At 41.3% G+C, this 2,548-nt stretch carries 3 protein-coding genes and 1 rRNA gene; 1 reads left to right on the top strand and 3 read right to left on the bottom strand.

What is annotated here, in order from left to right; translation table 11 throughout:
- Positions 1-92: 92 nt before the first annotated feature.
- The 3 genes from V7K55_RS22660 to V7K55_RS22650 form a co-directional block, all read right to left on the bottom strand.
- Positions 93-437: a hypothetical protein gene (locus V7K55_RS22660; RefSeq protein WP_334834906.1), complete on the bottom strand. Its 345-nt coding sequence runs from the start codon at positions 435-437 to the stop codon at positions 93-95.
- Positions 438-524: 87 nt separating this feature from the next.
- Entirely contained in the window at positions 525-716 is a 192-nt protein-coding gene (locus V7K55_RS22655) for a hypothetical protein (RefSeq protein WP_334834905.1), read from the bottom strand.
- A gap of 109 nt (positions 717-825) precedes the next feature.
- Positions 826-2,112: a lipid-A-disaccharide synthase gene (locus V7K55_RS22650; RefSeq protein ID WP_334834904.1), complete on the bottom strand. Its 1,287-nt coding sequence runs from the start codon at positions 2,110-2,112 to the stop codon at positions 826-828.
- 342 nt (positions 2,113-2,454) lie between these two features.
- Here V7K55_RS22650 and V7K55_RS22645 point away from each other — a divergent pair.
- Positions 2,455-2,548 (top strand): 16S ribosomal RNA (locus tag V7K55_RS22645); the annotation flags it as partial.

Below are 2,548 nucleotides of genomic sequence, written 5' to 3'. Positions count from 1 at the left end.
TAAACGAGCGCCCATATTATTTATCACCTCGGTAGGTACATTCTCCGTATTTACTTATCTTAACATAGTTGGATTTTTTCCCGCCTACCTACTTATTCCAGTATTTGTTTTCTATCTATTTTAATAGTCTCGTTCTTACTGCCTTTGCTGTGCTTTTTTGGGTTTTTTCGCTCTTTTTCTGATGAGTGATTGCTGCTCAACCCTTTCTTGTTGGCTTTGATGTCTGGCTGACCAAGTTCTCCCTTCATGCGGTTGTTTTCATCTTTTAATTGTTGATTTTCTGCTCGTAATTCTTTGACTTCTGCTTGCAATTGCTCTATTAAGTTCAGTAATATTTCTACTGTCCGACGCATTGATTCGTCTGCAATCCCTTTTGGCTCTATGGTTTGCAGTATCTCTTCTCCTGATTTTTTGCTCGAATCCTGCTTTTGCGTCATGTGTCACATTTTATTATATTCTGTCTCCCTTGCTTACCTTATTTTTCTCCCCTACCCCCACTTATTGAGCGGATACTTTATTACTTTCTATAATTCCCAACCTAAAGCGTAAAACAACACGGCTAAACCTTTTTGATTTTTTGATTGGTTTACCAGACTCAGTGCTGAGTAATGAGTGCTGAGTAATGAGTAATGAGTAACAAGAATACTCAGTACTTTTGCACTCGGTAAATGCCCCGCCCCTTGTGGACGGTTTTTGAACTCAGCACTCTTCATCATCCATCGTGACGTGTTTGTTACTTATAAAAGCAGTTTGGGCTATATTTTGGCTTAATTTTTGTCTGAGTCCCACTATTCAAAATTCAAATTAAATTCTGCCGATCTGTTCCTACTTCCTAATCTCCCTAATCTCCTCACCAACAATCTGTGCTATCTTTTGGGCTGCACCGCTTTCACCGCGAGTATTTCGGAGTTTAGCGCCGATATCGTCCAATTTTTCTGGATGCGCCAAAAAGTCTAAAACCATTTCCCCAATTGCTGGCGGTTGAACTTCACCCATAATTTCTGGCACTATCTCTTCTTGTGCCCAGATGTTTGGCCATGCTAATAAACCTTTGCGTCTCACAAATGTTAGAAATACCCAATTGATTGTGTTGGCAAATGCTGTACCTACTCCTGGCAGATTTGCCAACAACCCAGGTAAACCATCCCAAGAACGCATGGCATCAAGTTGCTGAGTTGGTAGTAAAACAATCATTGGTACTGCTAAAGCACCGAGTTCAGCAGTGTTTGCGCCCACTGTAGTCAAACATATACAGCACTGGGATAATAAATGATATGCAGGGTTTTCTTGGCACAATTCCACAGTTAAACCTGTTGCTGTTTTGAGTGATGCTTTGTCTCTAGAGTCCTGTGGAAGAATTAAGTCAGCACCACTGAAGCCAAAAATTTCAGCAATAGAGTTTCTTTGAGGATCGGCAAAACTAGCTAAAGTTTGTAAATCCAAAGTTGGGGCTACAGGAATCACAAATTTAGTTTGTGGTCTTTTTGCGTGAACGTATTCAGCGATCGCTAAACATAATGGCACTCCTTGGGCTAACTTTGCCGCTTTTGATCCAGGGAGTAAACCAATTAATTCAGTTTTGAGTGATGGAGTGATAGCTGAAGGTGAATTTGAATCTAGGCTTTCCCCTGCTTCTAGCATCAAATCACCCACAACGGTGAATTTGTGAGCATATTTCTGGGAGACAACAGCAGCAACTTTGGGTTTCATCACACCAAAGCGATCGATCCACTTATGCCAACGGGCTGACCACTCGGCGTAAACTACTGTCCGATATCCGAGCTTTTTGCCTATGACTACGGGGAAAATTTGATCGCCACCGAGGAAAACTACTACACCGCTACTTCTCCAATCCCAATTATCAAAAGTTTTACCCCAAAGCAAAAATTGCCAAAAATACTCTGCTCCTTGTACTCTATCTACTTCTGGGTAGGAAAGTGCGATCGCAGCTTCTTTACCACTAGCATTTGAGCAAGGCGATAAGACTACACTGATCCTAACTTGATTTCGGTCATCGCCGAATTTTTGTCGCAACGCCCTTACTACTGGGTGCACCCAGGTTGTAACCTCACCTGGGCCATTTGATAAAATGAGAATATCTACTTGAGTCATTAGTTAATGGTCAAGAGTTAGGGGTCATTAGTCAAGAGACAAATATTGCTTAATTCGTTCAGTTGAAAGTAATACCAGTCAAGCGATTTGCCCTTTTAGAAAAAATATAAATTTACCCCTTGACAAACTAGGGGATGACTAGTTACTCTAGTTAAGTGGGCAAGCGAAAAGCGCTAAACCACGACTGAACCTGAAAAACATAATACTTTGAAAGCTTAAAGAAAAAACCAATCCTCGTCAACAAAGATTTTACTATTGGGATTTCCCAATAAGATGATCAAAATTTAGTAACTGGGATTCCGGGAAATATTTTTTTTCGGAGCCACAAACTCGAAACACAACAAAACGGAGAGTTTGATCCTGGCTCAGGATGAACGCTGGCGGTATGCTTAACACATGCAAGTCGAACGGTGCTTTCGGGCACAGTGGCGGACGG

Origin of the sequence: Nostoc sp. (genome assembly GCF_036919895.1) — a bacterium.
GTDB lineage: Bacteria > Cyanobacteriota > Cyanobacteriia > Cyanobacteriales > Nostocaceae > Nostoc.
Note: the sequence above shows the minus strand (reverse complement) of the source record. Positions and strands in the feature narration are given on the sequence as shown.